Genomic DNA, 21,467 nt, shown 5'->3' on the forward strand with positions numbered 1-21,467 from the left:
ACTAATTGTTAAGAGGGGGGAGACCCAATGGCAATGACTGTACATTTGGATATCGTTAGCGCAGAAAGCTCAATTTTCTCTGGAATTGTTGAGCGTTTAGTTGCGACAGGTGATTTGGGTGAGCTAGGTATTGAACCTGGCCACGCTCCCCTGCTAACGTCCCTAAACCCAGGCCCAGTTAAAGTGACTTTGCCAGGTGGAGAGGTTGAACTGTTCTTCGTTTCAGGTGGAATGTTAGAAGTTCAACCGCACATGGTAACGGTTTTAGCTGATACAGCGGTACGTGCGGAAGATGTCGACGAAGCGAAAGCTTTAGAAGCAGAAAAAGATGCGCGTGAAGCTTTGGCTGATCAAAGTTCTGAAATTGAGTACTCAAAAGCTGCTGCTGAATTAGCAGAAGCGGTTGCTCAGTTACGCACATTACGTGCCATTAAAAAGAAAGCCGGTAAGTAATTCTTTTTAATGCAGAGTGATTTAAAAAAGGTGGCTTAGGCCACCTTTTTTAATAGCTATAAGAAATGTAAGTTGCAAAGGATATACTTAAAAACTAGCTCTGTTTATTTTTAAAACTAAAAAACCAGTTCAAATGTAAAAAAAGCAAAGTGATCGGAAATTTGATAGGCAAAGAAAGCAAAAAGAAACACTAAGTGTTAAAATAAGCGCTTAACTTCCACGAATTAGAATAATTATGGCACTCAGTGTAGTCATTTTAGCTGCGGGAAAAGGAACTCGCATGCGCTCTAACCTACCTAAGGTATTGCACCCTATTGCTGGTCGCTCTATGTTGGAGCATGTGATAAGTACAGCCCAAGAGTTACAACCCCACAAAATTGTTGTCGTGGCTGGTCATGGTATCGATCAAGTCGAAAAACAACTAAAAGATATACCGGTAACCATTGTGGAGCAAGCGCAGCAACTAGGTACCGGTCACGCCGTAGATCAAGCGTTACCAGTGATCGAGGACAAGGATCAAGTATTAGTACTGTATGGTGATGTGCCATTGATTAAGGCCGAGACATTAAAAGCACTAACACAGGGACAACCAGAAAATGGTATAGGTTTATTGACTGTAAAGCTTGATAATCCTATGGGCTATGGACGCATAATCCGAGACAATGAGGGTAGCGTGGTAGCAATCGTTGAACAAAAAGATGCCAACGATGAACAGCTCAAAGTTAACGAAGTGAATACAGGTATCCTTTGTGCAAAGGGTGGGCAGCTAAAAGAATGGTTGTCTAACATAGACAATAATAACGCCCAAGGGGAGTATTACTTAACAGACTGTATTGCTATGGCGGCAGAATCAGCATTAGAAGCGAGCGGTGTTGTCGCATGCCATCCAGAATCAGCGATTGAAGTAGAGGGTGTAAATAGTCGTGTTCAGTTAGCACAACTTGAAAGACGCTACCAAGAAGCCAAGGCGCAAGATCTATTAGAGCAAGGCGTAACCCTAATTGACCCAGCTCGATTAGACATTCGCGGTGAACTTAACTGTGCTAGCGATGTCTTGATTGATGTTAATGTGATTATTGAAGGTAATGTCACTATCGAAAGCGGTGCGACAATTGGCGCTAACGTCATTTTGAGCGACTGTACGATTGGTGAAAATTCCAAGGTTAAGCCTAATAGCATGATAGAAGGCGCAACTATCGGCAAGAGTTGCCAAGTAGGCCCTTTTGCTAGGATAAGACCCGGCACTCTGCTAGAAGACGAAACGTTTATAGGCAACTTTGTTGAAACCAAGAAAACAACGCTCGGCAAAGGTAGCAAAGCCAGTCACCTAACCTATCTTGGCGACGCTAATATTGGTGAAGGAGTTAATGTTGGAGCCGGTGTAATTACCTGTAACTATGATGGCGCTAACAAGTTTATAACCACCATAGAAGATGGTGCTTTTATTGGTTCAGACAGTCAACTTGTAGCTCCTGTGACAATTGGTAAAAATGCCACAGTTGGAGCCGGTACTACCGTAACCAAAGATGTTGCGGCTGAAGAATTATGTATAAGTCGTGTAGCCCAAAAAAGTATTTCGGGTTGGCAAAGGCCAGTAAAAAACACGAATAAAAGCAAAAAGAACGAGGAATAAAGAAAATGTGTGGAATTGTTGGTGCTATTGCGCAGCGTGACGTTAGCGATATTTTAGTTGAAGGATTAAAACGACTTGAGTACCGAGGTTATGACTCTGCTGGTGTCGCCATTTATCATGATGGACAGGTTGAGCGTATCCGTCGTGCAGGAAAAGTATCAGAGCTAAAAGAAGCGTTAGCTAATAGCCCTATAGTGGGCGGACTTGGTATCGCACATACGCGCTGGGCGACCCACGGTGAGCCAAACGAGAAAAACGCTCACCCACATATGTCGAAAGACAACATCGCACTAGTGCATAACGGTATTATTGAAAACCATGAAGAGTTGCGCGAAGAATTAAAGTCGAAAGGTTACGTATTTAAATCAGATACGGATACTGAAGTGATCGCGCATTGCTTGCATGAAGAACTAAAAAGTCACGATACTTTATTGGCTGCTTTACAAGCGACCACTAAAAAACTTAAAGGTGCTTATGGAACCGTCGCTATTGACGCACACCAGCCTGACAAAATGGTTGTGGCACGCTCTGGCAGCCCGCTCGTTATAGGTAAGGGTATTGGAGAATACTTTGTAGCCTCAGATCAATTAGCATTGCTACCAGTAACTCGTGACTTCTTATATTTAGAAGAAGGTGAAGTAGCTGAAGTTAGACGTGATGGCATAACACTACTCAACAGTAATGGTGAGCAAGTAGAGCGTGAGTTTGAAACATCAAATATTCAGCACGATGCTGTTGATAAAGGCAACTTCCGTCACTTTATGCTTAAAGAAATTTTTGAGCAGCCTTCTGTGGTGGCGGACACTTTAGAAGGTCGTATTGTGGATAACCAAGTGTATATTGAAACTCTTGGTGACAATGCAGCGAAAGTCTTTGAGCAAACCGAAGCACTACAGATCATAGCTTGCGGTACTAGTTATAATGCAGCTTTAGTAGCTAAATACTGGGTTGAGCATTACCTCAATATTCCGTGCTTAGTAGAAATAGCGAGTGAGTACCGCTATAGAAAAACAGCCACAATCCCGAACAGCTTATTCATCACCATTTCACAGTCTGGTGAAACAGCCGATACATTAGCGGCATTAAGTAAAGCAAAAGGCGAAGGTTATTTAGCGAGCTTGACGGTATGTAACTCCCCTGCTTCGTCGATGGTTCGTGAGTCTGACTTTACATTGCTTACTCGAGCTGGCACTGAGATTGGTGTCGCTTCAACCAAGGCGTTTACCGCCCAACTAGTATCATTGTTGTTACTTACAATATCAATCGGTAAAGCTAAAGGCTTAGATAAAGAAACTGAACACAATATCGTAAAAGCGTTGGAACATTTGCCGAGTGAGATCCAAAAAGCGTTAGATCAAGCTGGTGATATTGATAAGTTATCAGAGGCTTTTGCAGAAAAGCACCATACCCTATTCCTTGGTCGTGGGCAGCAATATCCAATAGCTATGGAAGCGGCGTTAAAGCTAAAAGAAGTGTCTTATATTCACGCCGAAGCGTATGCCGCGGGCGAGTTAAAGCATGGTCCTTTAGCCTTGATTGATAAAGATATGCCGACAGTGGTTGTCGCACCAAACGATAACCTGTTAGAAAAACTAAAGTCGAATATTGAGGAAGTCCGCTCGAGAGGCGGTAGTTTATTTGTTTTTGCAGATAAGTCAGCTAAGATTCAGGGTTCAGACGGTATAACGGTGTTTCCTGTGGATAGTAGCTATAACGTAACGGCACCGATTGTATATACCATTCCTTTACAACTGTTATCTTATTATGTAGCTGTGATTAAAGGAACGGATGTGGATCAGCCAAGAAACCTAGCAAAATCAGTAACGGTCGAGTAACCAGGAGTTTTTAATGAATTTGAAAGCAATTACAGTCAGTCTTGTGGCATTTGCATTGTTAGCGTTAACAGCGTGTAGCGAAGACGGTGCAAAAGAAACTAAATCTCAAGCTACACAAGAAACAGTCGTTACAAAGAAAGAAGAAGCAAAAGTAAACGAGCCGGTAAAGATTGAGCTTAAAGAAGGTGTTGATTACATTGAGTATGCGAACTTAGAGGCGAGCGAAGAACCGTTGGTTTATGAGTTTTTCTCGTACACCTGCCCTCACTGCTATAACCTTGAGCCTATAATGATTGAATGGAAGCGTAATTATAAAGCTGAAGAAGTAAAATTTAAGCAAATTCCAGTGTTTTTACCTCAAGTCCCTCACCTAACCTATGGTTTTTATACTGCTGAAGAACTGGGTGTTCTGGAAGAGTATCATTTAAGTATGTTTGCTGAGTGGCATGAAAATAATAACCGAATCATTGATAAAGCTGGATTAGTTCCTTTATTTGAGAGCATTGGTGTAAGCAAAGAAAAGTTTGAGGAAGTATACGCTTCGGAAGACGTTGAGAAGAAAGTCGAAGAAGCAAAAGCCTTGATTGGGAAATTCCAAGTTACAAGTTTTCCATTATTGATAATTAACGAAAAGTACAAAGTAAATTCTTACGACAACCTTCAGCAGTTGTTGGGTAGCTTTGCAATTACAAATACGAAGAAGTCTTAATTTAGAAGCATTTAGAGAGGATGTATATGAAGGTAAAATATATTTTAATGCTAGCTCTAGCATCAGTCTTGGCATTAGGCGCCACATCAGTTGGCGCGGCAGTAAAAGAAGGTCAAGACTATAAAGTTCTTAGTGGCGCAGAGGCAACTTCAAAGCCTATCGTTCATGAGTTTTTCTCGTATCACTGTGGTGCATGTTACTCATTCGAACCAATGATTCAAAAATGGAAAAAGAACGATCGACCAGAAGGTGTAAAGTTTGAACAGGTACCTTTATACATGAGTCGAGTGCCTCACCTAACTTATGCTTTTTATGTAGCAGAAGCGTTAGACGTCAGTGATAAAGTGCACCCTGCAATTTTTCATGAATGGCATGCTGAAAAGAATATACTATCGACAAAAGCTTCATTGATTCCAATTTTTAAAAAAGCCGGAGTTAGTGAAGAAGAGTTTGAAAAAGCTTATACGTCGTTTGGTGTTAACAGCAAGGTTCAATATGCTAAAAAGTTAGCACGTGATTTAAAAATTATTAAAACGCCAACGGTTATCGTCAATAAAAAGTACGAAGTAACCAGTTACAATAATTTGAATGAATTACTGGGTACTTTTGCTCTAGAAAATACCAAATAATACAAGTGCTTTCGTATCTAAAAAATGCCAGTGTTCACTGGCATTTTTTATGGGTATACTATGCTTAATAAAAATAATAAGCGCTAAAAAGATTTAACATTATCTCACTTAATAGTTGTGTACCGAAGTATGACAAGTCCCACTGATAAGAAACAAAGCAAAGGCAAGGTTGTAGAGTCGAAGCCTGTAAAGGTAAAGATCATATGTGCAATCATCGAGCTCTTTGCCAATTTGCCTGACTTTATCGGTAGGCTGTTTGCCTGGCTTTTCGCACAAAGCTCAAAACTCTTTAAAACCAGAGGCTACCGCACTTCCCTAACCAATCTCGAAATCTGTTTACCTGAGCTTGAACTAAAGCAACGAAAGGTCTTAGCCATTAAAAGCTTAAAGCACACTGGACGTCTTTTTTTTGAGGCTTCTAAAATTTGGCGTAAGTGTCAAGGTGAGCGTTATATCGATAACGTCTTTGGTGATGAAGCCGTTAAAGCATGCCTAGCCCAAGGTAAAGGTGTGTTGTTTACAGGTTCGCACATCGGTAACTGGGAGGTAGCGCTCTATTACTTGGGTAGCAATTATAAGTTCCACTGTATGTATCGCCCGCCTCGTCAGCAAGAGATGGACGAAGTAATTAGCGGTGGGCGCTGTCAAAACAGTACGGCTATGGTACGAGGTGATAGCCGTGGTGTGATGCATTTAATTAAAATATTAAAAGCCGGTGAAGTTGCCGCTGTACTAAGTGATCAGGAGCCGGGCCGTGGTGCTGGAGTGTTTGTCCCTTTTTGTGGGAAAAATGCATTAACCATGACGTTGGTGCAAAAAATACAACAAAAAAGTGGTGCCGAGCTATTTGAGGTTGCAGCTATAAAGAATGCTGAAGGACTGTATGACATTCACTTAAAACCGGTAAAAATAGTTCAGGACATAGATGAATTTGAGTATGCGACTGAGGTAAACAAGCATTTAGAGCAAACCATCAGACGCTATCCTGAACAGTATCAATGGTCCTATAAGCGGTTTAAAACAACAGAGGACGGTGGTCCAAACCCCTACCGCTAATTATTTACGCCAGAAATAAGGCGTGAACAAGACTAACAGCGTAAAGATTTCTAAACGCCCCAATAACATAGCAAAACTTAAAACGTACTTGGTTAGATCGTTAAGTGAACTGTAGTTTTGTGCAACTTCGCCTAATCCAGGCCCTAAGTTATTCATGCTAGCTGCTACCGCGGAGAAGGCTGTGACCTGATCGAGGCCCTGCGACAGTAAAATGAACATGAGTATGACAAAGAACATGATGTAGGTAGCGAAAAATCCCCAGACTGAATTCACCACTTTGTCGTTTACCGACTCTTTACCGAGTTTAATAATAAAAACCCCGTTGGGGTGTATTAAGCGTTTTATCTCACGAAAACCCTGTTTAAAGAGTAATACGATTCGAATAACCTTCATGCCACCTGACGTTGAGCCTGCACTTCCCCCTGGAAAGCTGACAAAAATAAGGAGTACGGAGACCGCGAGTGGCCAAGCATAGTATTCCGCAGTGGCAAAGCCTGAAGATGTGGCAAAAGAAACGGTGTGGAATAGAGTGTGCAAAAACGCTTCGTAGAATGAGCTATAGTTGTAATCGATGAGCAAAACGATGGCACCAATTAAGCCTACACTTAATAAAATCATGGTATACACACGAAACTCGGTATCTTTCAAGTAAGGCGTCATGCTCAACTTTCGCACTGCGAAAAAGTGAAGAGAAAAGTTGATACCACCGAGAAACATAAAAAAGATACAAATCATTTCAATAGTATCGTTGTTGAAAAAGCCAATACTATCGTTGTGGGTAGAAAAACCGCCGGTTGCGACCGTACTAAAGCTATGGCCAATTGCATCGAATGCCGACATACCCGCTAACCAATAGGAAAACGCACAAGCGATGGTCAAGCCGACGTAGATATACCAAAGAGATTTTGCCGTACCCGCGATGCGTGGTGTCAGCTTGGAGTCTTTCATCGGCCCAGGAATTTCAGCGCGATATAACTGCATCCCACCAATGCCGAGCATGGGAAGAATCGCAACCGCTAAAATAATAATACCCATACCGCCTAGCCATTGAAGCTGTTGGCGATAAAAAAGGACTGAGTGTGGTAACTCATCGATATTGACGATGACCGTTGCGCCAGTGGTGGTAATCCCTGAAAAAGACTCAAACACAGCGTCAGCGAAAGAAAGGGAGTATTCTCCAATGAGAAGGAATGGTATAGCACCGATAAGGCTTAGTACGGTCCAAAAAAGCGAAACAATAAGAAAGCCATCTCGTATCTTGAGCTCGTTCTTAGCGTGACGCTTTGACAGAAAAATGAAAAAACCACTAATCAGCGCCAAAATAAAAGTTGCGAAAAAAGCACTACCTCCGCCATCTTTATAGATAAGTGCGACGATACTCGGCGGAATCATGGTCAAACTGAAGATCATGATCAATAGGCCTAAAGTACGGGTAATAGTGGCAAACTGCATTATACGATTCTCAAAACCCTTAGATCACTTAAAAATAAGTAACATTGACTTGGAATAACCGTTCAACGTCTTGGATGTAGTCCTTATCAATCATAAATAACACTACATGGTCATCTTTACGAATAATAACGCTATCGTGTGCAATGATAACTTCATCACCTCGAACTATGGCACCAATCGAGGTTCCTGGTGGCAAGGCTATTTCACTAATGGCGCGTCCAACAACAAGCGAGGTTTGCTCATTACCTTTCGCAACAGCTTCAATCGCTTCGGCAGCGCCACGACGCAACGAGTAAACGCTCGATACGTGACCTCGGCGGATATGTGTTAATAAACTACCAATCGTAACCTGCTGAGGGGATATAGCGATATCAATCTCATGACCCGGAATTAAATCAACATAAGCCGTGCGGTTAATAAGAACCATGGTTTTACGCACACCCAGTCGCTTAGCTAGTAACGCAGACATAATATTCGCATCGTCGTCGTTGGTGACGGCAATAAACAAGTCGAATTCGCTGATATTTTCATCATTGAGCAAGTCCTCGTCAGACACATCGCCGTGTAACACCAGAGTATCCTCGAGGTTGTTGGCGAGCTCTTCAGCCCTTTGTGGATCGCGCTCAATAATTTTAACTAACATCTTTTTCTCAAGACGCTTGGCCAAGCCCTGACCAATGTTTCCGCCACCGGCAATTATCACTCGTTGATAGTTTTTTTCGAGGCGTTGCAACTCACTCATAACCGATCGAATATGCTTTTTAGCGGCAAGGAAGAAAACTTCGTCGTCGGCTTCGATAACCGTATGGCCAGTGGGTACAATCGGTTTACCGCGCCTGAAAATAGCGGCAACTCGAGTATCGACGTTGGGTAAATGTTGTTTTATTTCGGCAAGTGCATTGCCCACTAATGGACCGCCGTAATAGGCTTTTACAGCTACTAAGCGCACTAGACCGTTGGCAAAATCCAAAACCTGAAAGGCGCCAGGATTATCAACTAGACGCTCGATGTATTCAGTTACCAGCTTTTCTGGGCTGATCACAACGTCTACTGGGATGTGGTTATTAGTGAATATTTCGGATTTGTCATGATAATTGCTGGAGCGAATACGAGCAATTTTGCTAGGTGTTTGATACAAGCTGTGTGCGATCTGGCAAGCGATCATATTAACTTCATCGCTACTGGTTACAGCGACCAGCATATCAGTATCATCGATCCCCGCTTTTTCCAAGACATCAGGATGTGCGGCGTGTCCAACGATGGTGCGTAAATCCAAGTGATCTTGGATATAGGCCAGTCGCTTTGGATCCGAATCAATTAAAGTAATGTCGTTATCCTCACCCTCGAGGCTGAGCGCGAGACTGGTACCGACTTGGCCGGCGCCTAATATGATAATTTTCATAACGACAAATAATAAGCCTTCTTATTAGTATCTGATGCTTATGCTAACGCTAACTGCTTGTGATCGGAAGGGGTTTTTAAGCTTTATGCGGTTAATTATCAATTATTTAACATGATTTTGATGATTTGATCTTAAGATCTAAAGTTTTAGGTCTTTGCGCTAAGAGTTCTTCTGCAACAAGGCATAGTAGAAACCATCCATTTCTTCGCTACCCGGTAAAATCTGGCAGCCGATGTCTGTCTGACTGATTTTCTGCATTTTAGAAGGTAATTCAAGCAGGGTTACATTATGAGTATTGGACATAAATTTATCTATCTGTGCGCAATTTTCCTCAAAAAGTATCGAACAGGTAGCATAAAGTAGTTTTCCACCTGGCTTGAGAGCATCCCAAGCTGCGACCAACAATTGTTGCTGTACTTGAACAAGCTCATCAATATCCTCATCACGACGTAACAGTTTAATGTCTGGGTGTCGGCGGACAACACCGGTAGCGCTACAAGGAACATCAAGCAGAATGGCGTCGTATTCGGAGCTTTTGCCTTGCATAAAGCTCAGCGCATTCTCAGCGTGAATGTCTGCCCCAAGCTCTAAACGCTCCATATTTTCTTGAATACGCGCACAGCGTTGTGGATCGATATCTACGGCATCAAGTACGAGAGTGTTTTTGCTTTGCTCGAGTAAATGTGCGGTTTTACCGCCAGGCGCCGCGCAAGCATCCAACACCTTTTGCCCTTCCTCTGGTGATAGCAGTCTCGCGGCTAATTGCGCCGCAACGTCTTGTACCGAGCAATGACCTTCATCAAAGCCAGGGATAGAATGCACAGGAACAGCTTGCTCTAACACCACTGCACTATCGACCAAAGGGTGTTTACGGTAACCTAACCCGACCTCATCGAGCCCAACACAAAAATCATCGCGACTAATCTTCATTAGATTAACGCGTAAGGACATTGGCGCCTGTTGGTTGGACTGTGTGAGTATTTCCTCAACTTGGCCCTTATAGTGAGGTTTAATGCGGTTAATGAGCCATACAGGGAAGCTGAACTTGGTTTCCCAATCGTTATCAAGCTTTTGATTTAGTGGCTCTTTTTGGCGCAGATATGTGCGAAGCACACCATTTATTAACTTTGTCGCCCAGTCTTTTTTCAGCATACGACAGGCATCGACCGTTTCGCTGATTGCGGCATGATCGGGAACGCGACTATATTCGAGCTGATAAAGGCCGGCGATTAACAAACACAAAAGATCTTGGTCTTTCGGCTTAAATTTTTTCTTTAGTAAAGAATGGGTTAAGGCATCCAAGCGCTCAAAGTAACGACAACAGCCAAGCACTATAGCCTTAAAAAGAGATGTATCGCTGGGGTTTTCAAACTCAACTTGAGCCAAGACATCGCTAGCGGACTGGCCTTCAAAGGCTATCAGCTCAAGAGATTTTGCCGCTTGGCTACGTGTGTGCGTCGAGTTTAATAGTGCCAACAGAGATACCTTCTAAGGTTGTAAATAGACAGTGTTAAGAAAATTGAGTGCCTTTAGCAAACAACTCTTGGTTTTTAGGAGCATTTAACAGATCTTTGACCGACATTTTACGCGAACCCGGTAGTTGAAGCTCTGTTAATAGCAGTTGGTTTTCACCACAAGCGACTAAAATTCCGCTTTTATCTGCGCTAATGATAGTACCAGCAGACTGCGAGCTCTCAGCTTCAACTACCTCTGAGGCCCAAACTCGAATGACCTTATCCTCAAGTTTGCTTTGCGCCACAGGCCAGCTGTTGAAGGCGCGCACAGTGCGCTCGATTTGATGTGCACTTTGGCTCCAGTCGATAAAGGATTCTTGTTTGCTCAGTTTGTGCGCATAAGTGGCTAGCGAATCATCCTGCGCCTCTGCGCTATAGTTATCGCTAGCAATATTGTCCATAGTTGAAACCAATAGCGTAGCGCCTTGAGCGGCTAACTTGTCATGAAGTGACGCGCCGGTGTCATCAGCCGTGATCGGGGTTACTGCTTTGCTAATCATAGGGCCCGTGTCTAAGCCAGCCTCCATTTGCATAATGGTGATGCCACTTTCACTATCACCTGCCTCGATAGCGCGCTGAATTGGAGCTGCTCCACGCCAGCGTGGTAATAAAGAGCCATGAACATTGATACATCCCAAACGGGGTATATCGAGAACCGCTTGTGGCAGTAATAATCCATAAGCAACAACTACCATAATATCGGCGTTATAGCTTTCTAGCTTTTGTTGAGCTTCTTCTGCTTTTAAACTGGTTGGTTGCTCGACTGGGATATCATGTTGTAAGGCCAGCTCTTTGACGGGGCTTATGCTGATCTTTTTTCCACGACCTGATTGACGATCTGGCTGTGTATAAACAGCCACAACATTGTGCTCAGAGTCTAGAAGCGCTTGCAGACTGGAAGCTGCGAAATCAGGGGTGCCAGCAAAAATAACGTTTAGAGAACGAGACATGGAGTGGTTACTCACTTACTCTGACGCTGTTGTTTTTCAAGCATCTTACGAATTCGATTACGCTTAAGAGGTGATAGGTAGTCAACGAAAAGCTTGCCTTCGATATGATCGTATTCGTGCTGAATACAGACTGCTAGCAAGTCGCCTGTATCAATTTCAAACTCTTCGCCATGACGATCTTGGGCTTTAACCACAACTTCATTAGCGCGCTGAACCTTGGCGTAAACACCCGGAAAAGACAAGCAACCTTCTTCCATCTCTTCGACGCCACGTTTTTCGATGAACTCAGGGTTGGCGAAAACTAAAGGTTCGCTTTTGTCTTCAGAAACATCAATCACGAATAGACGCTTATGATAATCAACCTGAGCACCGGCTAAACCAATACCTGGCGCGGCGTACATAGTCTCGAACATGTCATCGACTTGCTGTTGAAATTCATCGCCGAAGTAGGTAACTGGTTCTGCTTTAGTGCGTAAACGGGTGTCTGGAAACTCTAAAATCTCTAATTTGGCCATGAAAATTAATATTTATCGGTTAATTGGGTAGCTATTTAGCTATATGGGGGCGATCATAATCAATTCGACCCAGAATGACCATTTTTTAGCCCAAAAAACTCGCGAAAACGGTGAAAATAATGATTAGACTGTGATTAAGTTGTAGTAATGTGCTAAGAAATGTTGATAAGATGATGATCCTTATAGGGTTTAGAGATTCTACGTTTGGGGTTTGGCTGTTTCCTTTTGCCTGTTTTCAAATAATGTGCTTTGCAGTATATTGGAATCAGAGTTAAGAGGATCCGACTATCAGTAAATTACAAAGGATAGCCATGAAAAAGTTAGTTTTAGCAGCAGCTGCAACGGCAGCGCTATTATTGGGGAGCATTGCGCAGTCAGCAGAACTACGCGAAGACCATCCAGATACTTATGTTGTCAAAAAAGGTGATACCTTATGGGACATCTCAGGGCGCTTTTTAACGAAGCCTTGGAATTGGCCTGAAATTTGGCACGTAAATCCGCAAGTTGAAAACCCGCACTTAATTTATCCTGGCGATATTTTGAAGCTGGTTTATATCGACGGCAAACCATATTTAGTGAAAGCATCTAACGGCACTATAAAATTGCGCCCTAAAGCGCGAGTGCTATCGGAAGGTGATGCTATCACGACTATTCCGCTTGATTTGATTCGTCCATTCTTAATTGATGAAATGGTGGTTGACCCATCGTTATTCGAAACAGCACCATACGTTGTTGCTTTGGGCGATGAGCGTGTGATTAGCGGTGGTTTTGGAGATCGCTTATACCTCCGCGGTTTAGATGCTGAAGCGGGTGCTTCTTTCGGTGTTTATCGTAAAGGTAAAGAATATCGCGACCCAGAAACGAATGAGTTACTTGGTGTCGAAGCGCGCTACCTTGCCAATGGCTCGATTGAAAAATCAGGCGATCCAGCGACTTTAGCGGTTAGAAAGTCGAAGCTTGAAGTGTTAAAGGGTGATGTGGCGTTACCGCGCAACGAAGATCCTTTACCACCGGTGTATGCACCGCGAGCGCCAGAGCAAGAGATTAAAGCGCAACTGATTTCAGTGTACGATGGTGTAACGCAAATTGGACAATATAACGTCGTGACGTTAAACAAAGGTCAGCGCGATGGCTTAGAAGAAGGCCATGTACTGACGGTTTATCAGCGCGGTAAAAAAGTGCACGATAAAATCGCTGAAGAGCGTGGTGCCGATGATCCATACGTTACGTTACCAGAAGAGCGCGCAGGTACCTTAATGGTCTTCCGCACTTATGAAAAAGTTAGCTTAGCGTTGATCATGGATGCAGTACGTCCGATTCACTTGATGGATGTTGCACGCAACCCATACTAAGCATCGCTTATAAAGTGTCAGCTAACGATTGGCTAAACACTAAGCAAAAAATAGAACTGGTCTTGTTGCAAAGCAAGGCCAGTTTTTTATGGAACACTATGAAAAACACATTTTCACGATTAAAGGATTAATCATGACCAAGACAAACACCCTCGATACAGCAAAATTCCGTGCATGGCTTGCGCTATCGCACATTAATATTAGTCGCGCGAAACTACAGCATTTCTTAGAGCACTACTCTTCGATTGAGCAAATTTTTGAATTATCGGAAAAGCAATTAATACAGCTAGGCTTTAGAGAAGGCTTAAAAAAACGTTTAGATGCGATCGATGATTCGCTGATTGAGCAGGATCTGACCTGGTTTGATAGCGATGACAAACATCTTATACCCTTTACCAGCGATGACTATCCGGGGCTATTACGGGAAATTGACTCAGCACCTAAACTGCTATTTGTACATGGCAAAAAAGAACTCTTGCAGCATCATCAAATTGCCATCGTAGGTAGTCGAAACCCAACGCCACAGGGCAAAGATAATGCTATTGAGTTTGCAAAAACCTTGGGAAAAGCGGGAGCAGTGATAACCAGTGGCTTGGCTTTAGGTGTGGATGGTTTTGCGCATAAAGCGGTGTTAGATCAGGGATTGCCGACCATTGCAGTGGCTGGTACTGGATTAGACAGAGTTTACCCAGCAAGGCACAAAGAGCTCGCCCAGAGAATTGTTGATAACGGCGCATTAGTTTCGGAGTTTGCTCTTGGCACTGGCGTTCGAGCGACCCACTTCCCCGCTCGTAATCGAATTATTTCAGGCATGAGTCTTGGCACATTGGTGGTGGAAGCTGCTGTGAAAAGTGGCTCGTTAATTACGGCGAGACTGGCTATGGAGCAAGGTCGTGAGGTTTTCGCGATTCCTGGCTCGATCCATAACCCACTAGCCCGCGGTTGTCATTTGTTAATAAAGCAAGGCGTAAAGCTAGTGGAAACCGCAGAAGAAATTATCGAAGAGCTTGGCGCATTAGCAACTTGGCAAACTGAGTCTCTAGCAGAAAATAAATCTGGCCAAGCTTCAGAGTCTACCGAGTTTGAGTTAGATCAGGAGTATCAAGCGCTTATCGAACAAATCGACTATGAACCAACCTCGATGGATAAAATACTTGAGCGTACAGGACTTGAAATAGATGTGGTCAGCCATATGTTATTACTGTTAGAATTAAATGACCATATTGTGAGTGTCGCTGGCGGATATCAACGCCGCAAAAGCTAAAGAAGCGATCCCTTTAACGACGCAATCTTTTAGCAACGCTTAGCAAGTGGCAAAGTGGCTTTAACGGCTTTTCATACGCCTAACCGATGAGAGTCCAATGAAAGAAGACGTACTAGACGTACTACTTTATATCTTTGAAAACTTCCAAGACGAAGACAGCAGCCATATTCTCGCTAACGACAACCTCGTAGAAGCGCTTGAGGACGTTGGTTTTACTGATGGCGAAATTAAAGGCGCGATCGATTGGTTAGATGGTTTGGTTCTAGCAACCTCTGAAACCTTTAAGCCAAGCGCTGAAGCCGATCAGTCGATTCGATTATTCTCAGCTCATGAGCAACTGATACTTTCGCCGGCGGTACAAGGTGCAATTATGTACTTTGAGCAGCGCGGTATTTTAGATGCCCATGCACGTGAGATGGTGATCGATCGCATGACTGCCTTAGGTCAGCAAGAAGACGAAGAAGTGGCATTAGAACGCCTACGTTGGGTGGTGATGATGGTGCTTTTTAACATGCAAGACCGCGATGCTGAATTTGCTTGGGTAGAAAATCTCGAAGGTGGTGCTCGAGCGCATTAGTGATTAGTGACTGGTTATAAAAGACTTAGTCACTGGTGCTTGGGGCCACAACCACAGCGGCAATAAGCCGTCTATTAATACCAGCCGTTTAACGAGTGCTCAGAAACTCGTCCATCAGACTAAACATAATAACTTAAACCAAACTTACCGCGATTTACGCAACTTTACACAAAGTTCGCTCAATTTATCGAAATTTTGACGTACAATTCGTTACACATTGAACTGAAGTGATCATTCATCGTAGCGAGTACATAAATTAGCGTGTTAACAATATCCATAGGCCCCTTGAGCCTTCCTTTTGAGCGATTTTTAATACTCATCAGCTTTGCCATAGCAATGCTGGTGGGTTATATCGCCAGCCGAAAAAATAAAGAATCTGAAAGCAAAAGTGTCGACGGTCAGCTAGCCAGCGTCTTTATCATCGCTATGCTAGTATCTCGTCTAAGCTTTGTGGCGCAGTATTGGCAGGAATATAGCGCTAATTGGTTGTCAATTATTGATATTCGCGACGGTGGATTTAACTTATGGGCGGCTTTGATTGCGCTCTTAGTGATGGTCACGTGGTACAGTTGGCGCGAACCGAAAACCCGAAAGCATTTTCTAAGCGGTGCAGTCGCCGGGTTTTTAGTCTGGTCGCTCGTTAGTGTGGGTCTTTGGGCCATAGAAGACACCTCGCAGAGATTACCGAAACTGGTCGTGTCGGAATTAAACGGGCAAACTATTGAGTTGAATGACATAGAAGCGGGGAAGCCTCGTGTGATTAACCTTTGGGCCACATGGTGTCCGCCCTGCCGTCGTGAAATGCCGGTGTTACAGCAGGCACAACAAGAAAATCCCGATACGGGAATCATCTTTGTCAATCAAGGCGAGCATCCAGCGGTAGTAGAGCAATATCTACAAAAAGAATCATTAGATCTGAAAAATACAGTAATGGATACTAAAGGCATGCTGGGGCAGTTAGTGGGCAGTCGAGCCTTGCCGACCACACTATTTATCAATGCTGAAGGTGAGCTAGTAGACGCACACTTAGGTGAGTTATCGCGCGCATCGCTAGCGGCAAAACTGGAACGAATGAAACAGTCGGAAATAAAAAAATAAAGAAGGTACTGAGTAATGAAGTGTTTAAAGATAATCAGCGTATTAGCATTAGTCGCATTAAGCGCCTGCTCCAATGACAAAGAAGAAAAAGCTACAGAAAATGCGAATAAAGCTAACCAAGAGCAAGGGGCATTAGAGAGCGCGAAACAATACCCAGCGCCTATTGAAAGCATTATCGACCAAGGCGTTGAAATTATAGATACCTTCGACGCGCCAGCGGGCATGATGGGCTACGCCGGTATGATGCGTGGACAACCTTTGGCTATTTACGTCACCGCCGATAAAAAGCACGCCATTGTAGGAACTTTAATTGATGCCGAGGGGAATAATTTAACGGTTGAAACTATGGATAGCCTGGTTGAAGGGCCGCGTATGGAGCGAGCATGGAAAGAACTCGAAAATAGCGCCTGGGTGGCCGATGGTAGCGATGATGCGCCAGTTATTATTTATACCTTTACCGATACTAATTGCCCTTATTGCCATAAATTCCGAGAAGCCGCTGAGCCTTGGATTAAATCAGGCAAAGTCCAGTTTCGCCACATCATTGTCGCCATTCTCCGTCAAAGCAGTATGGACAAAGGCGCCACAATCTTAGGTAGCGAAGATCCAGAAGCCATGATGGATAAACACAACAAGCAGTTTTCGCAAGGCGGCATCGAAGTTGACCAAGAAGCCGTTGAAAAAGGCCAAGTCAGAGTCCAACTCAACACCAACATGATGCAACGACTAGGTTTCGGCGCAACCCCGACGTCATTCTACAAAGATAAAGACGGAAAAATTCAAAGCGTCCAAGGAATGCCACAGGGTGAAGTCCTAGAGAAAATGATGGGAAGCCCAAAGCCAGACTAGGTTTAAGAATTTGCTAATGGGTAAGTGTTTGATAGCGCTTTTTATAGGTGTTTTGGTATAAAAGTGTTAGCGAATATTTACCCGCATGAGTTTCTGATTAGAAGTTTATGTTACCCGCATATTTCAAAATTGTTTTATGGCCCCAAACACTAGATTTTGAACCAATACCTGCGGATGTTAAATCTATTTTAATTTTTTCTAAAACCCCTGCTTTAAGTTTATTTGTTATATTTCCAGCAATTGGGGTTTCGTTTTCTTTGAAACACATAATATGCAGGAGAGCGAAATCTCTAATAACTATATTATCTGGAAGGTCATCTAGATTAGCTTTTTCAGATAAACTACAGGCAATACCACCATAAAAATAGCTTCTTGAATTACCTTGTTTGCAGATATAGACAAACGGTACAAATAGACCATCCTCTCTTTTTATCCAGCAAAAGTCACCATCCTCAATTTTAGCTGTACTTTTCGGTATCATACTTAGCTCATTATGTGTTAACGCTCGCATTTGCAGTTGGTTTGGAGCGAAGCGGAAAACCAGTCCGACAACATATACTTGTTAGGAAAGAGTTAATGCTCCAAACATTTGATCCATTCTATTTTCAATTAAACCAGTATGTCCCGTGCACCCAACAAGCCGGTCATCAGCTGTTTCCAGTGCTAATAGTAAAAACTCCTTTGCCTTTTCTTTGGTGACTACATTAGCCGGAGTGACAAATTGGCCATTACTGTTAGTAAAATACAGTGCCGACTCTCGTAAATTACGAAAATCACCATGTGCTGCTTCTTTTAGGAGCTCAGCGCACCTTTCTTTACCTAATGCATCCTCAAGACGCTTACCCATAAACACTGTAGGTAAGACAGCCATGCGATGTTTTTCTTTGTGGTTGTAAAGCTTATCTTTACCGCGTTTTACCTCTAATTTCCCATCTCTTCGATAGAGGCCGACTTCAGCCTTGGCAACCTCTTCAATTGCAGTTATCGAAAGAAATACTGAAGTACCCCACGAGTCTCGCTCGAAGCACTGAAAGGAATCTTCTAACAAAACAAGAATATGATCACATGCCCTATTAAAGTCTTCGCTTTTGGTTGCCTCGTTGAAAACCAGCGGACCATTTTCGATTGCTTCTTGAATTGACTCTATTCCTATACTTTGCAGATCAATGCTCATTCTGATTCCTAACATAAGAATACCCGAATTCGCTTATAACCTACTAATATTCATAGGTTTATTTTTGGAGTGACGGAAATTTGGGTAGCACCCGCACAAAGACGGTTCTGAAGTGCGGAATCGAAAGCGGTTTCGATAATAAACTTCGATCCTTTAGGCTCCATGGCGATTTCCTACAAGCTAATCCGTGTTTTCTTATTTATTGATTAATAATTATTCTTCAAGATTACTGTAGGTCTTTCATATAGTCAAAGAAGCAGCGTAAGATCGTTCTAAATGCTGAGATAATGTTATTACTAAATATGCACAGTCTTAAACGTTATTAAGCGAAAAAGCCTTGCATTTTAGCGCTGAGGTGGCTTAACTTAAGCGCTAACCTTTACTACTCAAAAAAGATGAATCAATTGGCTTACGTTAACGATTTTCAGATCAAACGTGCCGTCAACCTAATGGAACAAGACGGTGTTATCGCCTATCCGACTGAGGCGGTATTTGGTTTAGGTTGCCTTCCCTTCTCGACCGACGCTATCGAGCGTATATTGCAAATTAAAAACCGTCCTTGGCATAAAGGTTTAATCCTTGTGGCGAGCGACATTGCGCAAATAGAACCTTTCGTCGATGAAAACTACCATGATTTACTAGTGTGTTTTGACAGTTATGCTGATCCAAATGAGCCCGATCAGCCGGTGACTTGGCTTCTTCCTAAAAGCGATATCGTTTTGCCGTTGGTTTGTGGTGATCATGAAAAAATCGCGATTCGTTTGTGTAAGCACCCTATCGTTGAGGCTTTGTGTGACGAAGCGCAGTCAGTAATTGTTTCGACTAGCGCTAATCGTGCGGGTTATCCTGAAATGAAGCGGACGGAAGAGGTGCGCAATAAGATGTCGCAACAACTGGATATGGTGGTATCTGGCGCGGTTGGCGGTTATGATCGTCCTTCTAAGATTATTGATGCGCAAACTCAGCAAGTGCTGCGAGCTTAGGCGTAAAAGCGGTAATCAGTCCAGTTAGCCAATACAACTCGATGACGCAAAAAGAGGTGGTATGCAAACCATTGATATTGAAGCAGTTAAATCCTATCTGCTTGGTTTACAAGAAGATATTTGTCGCGAATTAGCCAAAGAAGACGGCGAAAAAGATTTTATTAAAGACGAGTGGCAGCGCGCACAAGGTGGTGGCGGTTTAACCCGAGTTATGGAAAATGGCGCTGTCATCGAAAAAGGCGGCGTCAATTATTCTTATGTAGAAGGCACTAATATGCCTGCTTCTGCTACGGCTCATCGACCTGAATTAGCAGGTCGAAGCTTTAAGGCCATGGGCGTATCGCTGGTGATTCACCCGAAAAGTCCTCATGTGCCGACTTCGCACATGAACGTTCGCTTTTTTGTCGCGGAAAAAGAAGGCGCTGAGCCGATTTGGTGGTTTGGTGGTGGTTTTGATTTGACGCCCTATTACGCCAATAAAGAAGACTGTCAGTTTTGGCATCAGGTAGCAAAAGATACCTGCGATCCGTTTGGCGCCGAGTGCTATCCAAAATACAAAAAGTGGTGTGATGATTATTTTTATATTAAACACCGTGATGAGCACCGTGGTATTGGTGGTTTGTTTTTTGATGATCTGAATACCGAGGGAACTGCTTTTTCAGGAAAAGGTTGGGATTTTGAGCAGTGTTTTGCTTTTATGCGCTCAGTGGGCGATCATTACATCAAGGCTTATCAGCCGATACTCAATAAACGTAAGGGCCTGCCTTACACCGAAGAAGAGCGTGAATTTCAGCTCTATCGCCGTGGGCGTTATGTGGAGTTTAACTTGGTTTGGGATAGAGGCACTTTGTTTGGCCTACAAACCGGCGGGCGCACTGAGTCGATATTGATGTCTTTGCCGACGACGGTGAACTGGCGCTATAACTGGCAGCCAGAAGCAGGCAGCCGTGAAGCTGAGTTAACCGAGTATTACTTAAAACCTCAAGACTGGGTAAACATATAGGATCTGATGATGAATAGTGGTTTTTTCCCAAGCCGTCGTTTGCGACGTATTCGTGCACAAGCTTTTAGTCGTGATTTAGTTCGTGAATCGAGCTTGTCGGCGAAGGATTTTATTTATCCAGTTTTTGTGCTCGAGGGTGAGAATAAAAAAGAAGCGGTCGCTTCGATGCCTGGCGTTGAGCGTAAGACGCTCGATTTATTGCTTGAGGAATGCTCGGAAGTGGTCAATTTAGGAATTCCTGCGATTGCATTATTTCCAGTGATTAGTGATACGAAAAAATCACTAGATGCAAAAGAAGCTTACAATCCGAAAGGTCTGGTGCCAGAGGCGATTAAAGCGATAAAAGCTATCTACCCACAGTTAGGCGTAATGACCGATGTGGCGCTCGATCCTTATACCTCGCACGGCCAAGACGGAATCGTTGATGATGAAGGTTATATCCTTAACGATATTACTAAGGAAGTTTTAGTCAAGCAGGCGCTGTGTCATGCCAAAGCTGGTGCTGATATGGTGGCGCCATCGGATATGATGGATGGTCGAATTGGTGCTATCCGCGAAGCGTTGGAAGCTGGCGAGTTCGTCAACACCATGATCATGTCTTATGCTGCTAAATATGCTTCTAGTTACTATGGGCCCTTCCGCGACGCAGTCGGTTCGGCAGGGGCTTTGGGTAAAGCTGATAAAAAGACTTATCAAATGGATCCCGGCAATACAGACGAGGCATTACACGAAATTGCGCTGGATATCGAAGAAGGAGCTGATATGGTAATGGTTAAGCCTGGTCAGCCTTACTTGGATATTGTGCGCCGAGTAAAAGACGAATTTAAGATGCCGACCTTTGCTTATCAAGTCAGTGGCGAATACGCCATGATTAAAGCTGCGGCGCAAAACGGCTGGCTTGATGAAAAGGCCATCGTTTTAGAGTCGCTACTGGGCTTTAAGCGCGCGGGCTGCGACGGTATCCTGACATACTTTGCTAAAGATGCTTGCCGTTATTTAGAAGAATCACAGTAGATTGC

General features: G+C 43.4%; 21 protein-coding genes. 14 read left to right on the plus strand and 7 right to left on the minus strand.

Annotated features, from left to right (window positions below):
• Nucleotides 1–27: 27 nt before the first annotated feature.
• From ABD128_RS07450 to ABD128_RS07475, 6 genes are all read left to right on the plus strand, one after another.
• Nucleotides 28–453: a F0F1 ATP synthase subunit epsilon gene (locus ABD128_RS07450; RefSeq protein ID WP_110200242.1), complete on the plus strand. Its 426-nt coding sequence runs from the start codon at nucleotides 28–30 to the stop codon at nucleotides 451–453.
• Nucleotides 454–688: 235 nt separating this feature from the next.
• Complete coding sequence (gene glmU, locus ABD128_RS07455) at nucleotides 689–2,086, plus strand: bifunctional UDP-N-acetylglucosamine diphosphorylase/glucosamine-1-phosphate N-acetyltransferase GlmU (RefSeq protein ID WP_343988768.1); 1,398 nt, start codon at nucleotides 689–691, stop codon at nucleotides 2,084–2,086.
• Nucleotides 2,087–2,091: 5 nt separating this feature from the next.
• Nucleotides 2,092–3,921 carry a glutamine--fructose-6-phosphate transaminase (isomerizing) gene (glmS, locus tag ABD128_RS07460; protein WP_343988770.1) on the plus strand — a complete coding sequence of 610 codons (1,830 nt, stop codon included), beginning with the start codon at nucleotides 2,092–2,094 and terminating at the stop codon, nucleotides 3,919–3,921.
• Nucleotides 3,922–3,934: 13 nt separating this feature from the next.
• The gene (locus ABD128_RS07465; RefSeq protein ID WP_343988772.1) at nucleotides 3,935–4,630 is read left to right on the plus strand and encodes a thiol:disulfide interchange protein DsbA/DsbL; all 696 of its coding nucleotides are present in this window, start codon (nucleotides 3,935–3,937) and stop codon (nucleotides 4,628–4,630) included.
• A 26-nt stretch (nucleotides 4,631–4,656) separates the two neighbouring features.
• Nucleotides 4,657–5,259, plus strand: a complete 603-nt coding sequence (locus tag ABD128_RS07470; RefSeq protein WP_343988774.1) for a thiol:disulfide interchange protein DsbA/DsbL — start codon at nucleotides 4,657–4,659, stop codon at nucleotides 5,257–5,259.
• Between the two features lie 129 nt (nucleotides 5,260–5,388).
• Nucleotides 5,389–6,315, plus strand: a complete 927-nt coding sequence (locus ABD128_RS07475; protein WP_343988776.1) for a lysophospholipid acyltransferase family protein — start codon at nucleotides 5,389–5,391, stop codon at nucleotides 6,313–6,315.
• Here ABD128_RS07475 and ABD128_RS07480 read toward each other — a convergent pair whose 3' ends face one another.
• The 5 genes from ABD128_RS07480 to def all read right to left on the minus strand — a co-directional run bounded on the left by ABD128_RS07480 (nucleotide 6,316) and on the right by def (nucleotide 12,148).
• A complete protein-coding gene (locus tag ABD128_RS07480; RefSeq protein WP_343988778.1) occupies nucleotides 6,316–7,767 on the minus strand; it encodes a TrkH family potassium uptake protein in 1,452 nt (483 codons plus the stop codon). It lies immediately after the preceding gene.
• A gap of 28 nt (nucleotides 7,768–7,795) precedes the next feature.
• Nucleotides 7,796–9,169 (minus strand): Trk system potassium transporter TrkA, encoded by a 1,374-nt coding sequence (gene trkA, locus ABD128_RS07485; protein WP_343988780.1) that lies wholly within the window; start codon nucleotides 9,167–9,169, stop codon nucleotides 7,796–7,798.
• A 159-nt stretch (nucleotides 9,170–9,328) separates the two neighbouring features.
• Nucleotides 9,329–10,645, minus strand: a complete 1,317-nt coding sequence (gene rsmB, locus ABD128_RS07490; RefSeq protein ID WP_343988782.1) for a 16S rRNA (cytosine(967)-C(5))-methyltransferase RsmB — start codon at nucleotides 10,643–10,645, stop codon at nucleotides 9,329–9,331.
• Nucleotides 10,646–10,679: 34 nt separating this feature from the next.
• Entirely contained in the window at nucleotides 10,680–11,633 is a 954-nt protein-coding gene (gene fmt, locus ABD128_RS07495) for a methionyl-tRNA formyltransferase (RefSeq protein ID WP_343988784.1), read from the minus strand.
• A gap of 11 nt (nucleotides 11,634–11,644) precedes the next feature.
• Complete coding sequence (gene def / locus ABD128_RS07500; RefSeq protein WP_343988786.1) at nucleotides 11,645–12,148, minus strand: peptide deformylase; 504 nt, start codon at nucleotides 12,146–12,148, stop codon at nucleotides 11,645–11,647.
• 311 nt (nucleotides 12,149–12,459) lie between these two features.
• Here def and ABD128_RS07505 point away from each other — a divergent pair, with 311 nt between their 5' ends.
• From ABD128_RS07505 to dsbG, 5 genes are all read left to right on the plus strand, one after another.
• Nucleotides 12,460–13,500, plus strand: a complete 1,041-nt coding sequence (locus ABD128_RS07505) for a LysM peptidoglycan-binding domain-containing protein (RefSeq protein WP_343988788.1) — start codon at nucleotides 12,460–12,462, stop codon at nucleotides 13,498–13,500.
• 133 nt (nucleotides 13,501–13,633) lie between these two features.
• A complete protein-coding gene (gene dprA / locus ABD128_RS07510; RefSeq protein ID WP_343988790.1) occupies nucleotides 13,634–14,764 on the plus strand; it encodes a DNA-processing protein DprA in 1,131 nt (376 codons plus the stop codon).
• Between the two features lie 97 nt (nucleotides 14,765–14,861).
• Complete coding sequence (locus ABD128_RS07515) at nucleotides 14,862–15,341, plus strand: Smg family protein (RefSeq protein WP_343988792.1); 480 nt, start codon at nucleotides 14,862–14,864, stop codon at nucleotides 15,339–15,341.
• Between the two features lie 261 nt (nucleotides 15,342–15,602).
• Nucleotides 15,603–16,439: a prolipoprotein diacylglyceryl transferase family protein gene (locus ABD128_RS07520; protein ID WP_343988794.1), complete on the plus strand. Its 837-nt coding sequence runs from the start codon at nucleotides 15,603–15,605 to the stop codon at nucleotides 16,437–16,439.
• 15 nt (nucleotides 16,440–16,454) lie between these two features.
• Nucleotides 16,455–17,288, plus strand: a complete 834-nt coding sequence (dsbG, locus tag ABD128_RS07525) for a thiol:disulfide interchange protein DsbG (protein WP_343988796.1) — start codon at nucleotides 16,455–16,457, stop codon at nucleotides 17,286–17,288.
• Between the two features lie 97 nt (nucleotides 17,289–17,385).
• Here the strand turns inward: dsbG and ABD128_RS07530 are convergent, their stop codons facing one another.
• Complete coding sequence (locus tag ABD128_RS07530; protein WP_343988798.1) at nucleotides 17,386–17,769, minus strand: hypothetical protein; 384 nt, start codon at nucleotides 17,767–17,769, stop codon at nucleotides 17,386–17,388.
• 81 nt (nucleotides 17,770–17,850) lie between these two features.
• Entirely contained in the window at nucleotides 17,851–18,462 is a 612-nt protein-coding gene (locus ABD128_RS07535) for an AbiV family abortive infection protein (protein WP_343988800.1), read from the minus strand.
• A 395-nt stretch (nucleotides 18,463–18,857) separates the two neighbouring features.
• Between ABD128_RS07535 and tsaC the strand changes: the two genes are divergently transcribed.
• The 3 genes from tsaC to hemB all read left to right on the plus strand — a co-directional run bounded on the left by tsaC (nucleotide 18,858) and on the right by hemB (nucleotide 21,462).
• Nucleotides 18,858–19,445, plus strand: a complete 588-nt coding sequence (gene tsaC, locus ABD128_RS07540; protein WP_343988802.1) for an L-threonylcarbamoyladenylate synthase type 1 TsaC — start codon at nucleotides 18,858–18,860, stop codon at nucleotides 19,443–19,445.
• A gap of 61 nt (nucleotides 19,446–19,506) precedes the next feature.
• The gene (gene hemF, locus ABD128_RS07545) at nucleotides 19,507–20,448 is read left to right on the plus strand and encodes an oxygen-dependent coproporphyrinogen oxidase (protein ID WP_343988804.1); all 942 of its coding nucleotides are present in this window, start codon (nucleotides 19,507–19,509) and stop codon (nucleotides 20,446–20,448) included.
• 9 nt (nucleotides 20,449–20,457) lie between these two features.
• The gene (hemB, locus tag ABD128_RS07550; RefSeq protein ID WP_425545683.1) at nucleotides 20,458–21,462 is read left to right on the plus strand and encodes a porphobilinogen synthase; all 1,005 of its coding nucleotides are present in this window, start codon (nucleotides 20,458–20,460) and stop codon (nucleotides 21,460–21,462) included.
• Nucleotides 21,463–21,467 lie beyond the last annotated feature (5 nt).

The organism is Kangiella japonica (assembly GCF_039523535.1).
Taxonomy (GTDB): Bacteria; Pseudomonadota; Gammaproteobacteria; order Enterobacterales; family Kangiellaceae; genus Kangiella; species Kangiella japonica.

Excerpts from the sequence above, each read along its gene's own strand:
- ABD128_RS07450 (WP_110200242.1), top strand. The coding sequence starts at position 28 with ATGGCAATGACTGTACATTTGGATATCGTTAGCGCAGAAAGCTCAATT.
- glmU (WP_343988768.1), top strand. The coding sequence starts at position 689 with ATGGCACTCAGTGTAGTCATTTTAGCTGCGGGAAAAGGAACTCGCATG.
- glmS (WP_343988770.1), top strand. The coding sequence starts at position 2,092 with ATGTGTGGAATTGTTGGTGCTATTGCGCAGCGTGACGTTAGCGATATT.
- ABD128_RS07465 (WP_343988772.1), top strand. The coding sequence starts at position 3,935 with ATGAATTTGAAAGCAATTACAGTCAGTCTTGTGGCATTTGCATTGTTA.
- ABD128_RS07470 (WP_343988774.1), top strand. The coding sequence starts at position 4,657 with ATGAAGGTAAAATATATTTTAATGCTAGCTCTAGCATCAGTCTTGGCA.
- ABD128_RS07475 (WP_343988776.1), top strand. The coding sequence starts at position 5,389 with ATGACAAGTCCCACTGATAAGAAACAAAGCAAAGGCAAGGTTGTAGAG.
- ABD128_RS07480 (WP_343988778.1), bottom strand. The coding sequence starts at position 7,767 with ATGCAGTTTGCCACTATTACCCGTACTTTAGGCCTATTGATCATGATC.
- trkA (WP_343988780.1), bottom strand. The coding sequence starts at position 9,169 with ATGAAAATTATCATATTAGGCGCCGGCCAAGTCGGTACCAGTCTCGCG.
- fmt (WP_343988784.1), bottom strand. The coding sequence starts at position 11,633 with ATGTCTCGTTCTCTAAACGTTATTTTTGCTGGCACCCCTGATTTCGCA.
- def (WP_343988786.1), bottom strand. The coding sequence starts at position 12,148 with ATGGCCAAATTAGAGATTTTAGAGTTTCCAGACACCCGTTTACGCACT.
- ABD128_RS07505 (WP_343988788.1), top strand. The coding sequence starts at position 12,460 with ATGAAAAAGTTAGTTTTAGCAGCAGCTGCAACGGCAGCGCTATTATTG.
- dprA (WP_343988790.1), top strand. The coding sequence starts at position 13,634 with ATGACCAAGACAAACACCCTCGATACAGCAAAATTCCGTGCATGGCTT.
- ABD128_RS07515 (WP_343988792.1), top strand. The coding sequence starts at position 14,862 with ATGAAAGAAGACGTACTAGACGTACTACTTTATATCTTTGAAAACTTC.
- dsbG (WP_343988796.1), top strand. The coding sequence starts at position 16,455 with ATGAAGTGTTTAAAGATAATCAGCGTATTAGCATTAGTCGCATTAAGC.
- ABD128_RS07530 (WP_343988798.1), bottom strand. The coding sequence starts at position 17,769 with ATGATACCGAAAAGTACAGCTAAAATTGAGGATGGTGACTTTTGCTGG.
- ABD128_RS07535 (WP_343988800.1), bottom strand. The coding sequence starts at position 18,462 with ATGAGCATTGATCTGCAAAGTATAGGAATAGAGTCAATTCAAGAAGCA.
- tsaC (WP_343988802.1), top strand. The coding sequence starts at position 18,858 with ATGAATCAATTGGCTTACGTTAACGATTTTCAGATCAAACGTGCCGTC.
- hemF (WP_343988804.1), top strand. The coding sequence starts at position 19,507 with ATGCAAACCATTGATATTGAAGCAGTTAAATCCTATCTGCTTGGTTTA.
- hemB (WP_425545683.1), top strand. The coding sequence starts at position 20,458 with ATGAATAGTGGTTTTTTCCCAAGCCGTCGTTTGCGACGTATTCGTGCA.